Origin of the sequence: Microbacterium sp. LB12 (assembly GCF_037150835.1) — a bacterium.
Taxonomy (GTDB): domain Bacteria; phylum Actinomycetota; class Actinomycetes; order Actinomycetales; family Microbacteriaceae; genus Microbacterium.
The window spans coordinates 1-818 of record NZ_JBBCPF010000039.1 but is presented as its reverse complement, the minus strand read 5'-3'; the positions used below and the strand labels follow the sequence as shown (position 1 = coordinate 818).

The 818-nt window shown below is 59.0% G+C and carries 1 tRNA gene; it reads left to right on the top strand.

The window, feature by feature from the left end:
• Positions 1–297: 297 nt before the first annotated feature.
• Positions 298–371, top strand: a tRNA-Pro gene (locus WFM69_RS19275).
• The last annotated feature ends 447 nt before the right edge of the window (positions 372–818 follow it).

The following is an 818-nucleotide window of genomic DNA, read 5'->3' as shown; positions in this document are numbered from 1 at the left end:
GCGGTCATCGTGATGATGCCTTTCGAGTGGAGGTAAGAGACTTCTCGAAGGATCACACGGTGACCGCGCTTACGTCGCGAGCGACGAGCCGGCCACCGTGGGCTACACCACGCTACGGGGCACTACTCCTCGTAGGGGACCAGAAGGGGACCAAAATCATGCAATCCCTCCAAACCATGACGTGCATTGAGGTCTCCTGAGCCGCAGAACTACGCGGAATTCTAGGCCGAGGACCCTCTTTGGACGCCTGGGGGATAAGTTCAATAGCCCTCGGATCAGTCCGAAACAACTAAACAACGGGATGTGGCGCAGCTTGGTAGCGCACCTGACTGGGGGTCAGGGGGTCGCAGGTTCAAATCCTGTCATCCCGACTGAAAAGCCCTGATGAGAAGCAATTTCTTGTCAGGGCTTCTTTCGTTTTCGATGATCTCCACTCGGTCCCGTCACGGGTCCGGAATCGGGTCCAACGACCCTCGTCCGGCAGCGAGTTGACATCGACGCGAAGGAAGTTAGTGGGCCAAAAAGTGGAAATCTAGTGGGCCAATTTCCGGGCAGCACCACGCCCCGCCTCCGCGCGGAGCCGGGATGGGCGTCGCGAGTCAGAGCTGAGGGGCGGGTCGTCGACGAGCCTCCTTCCTGCGCTTCTGCGCTGGGCTGGCGAGGAACTGGTTGGCGAGCTTCGCAGCCTCACTCAGCCCCGATCCACCATGTCGGGTGCGGTTCGTGGGCGTGCCGTGAAGTGAAATGTCCTTCTGGTCTGGGAAAATGTTGATTGTCTAGAGCAACGTTTACCAGTCCGGAAGGACACCTCGTAAGTG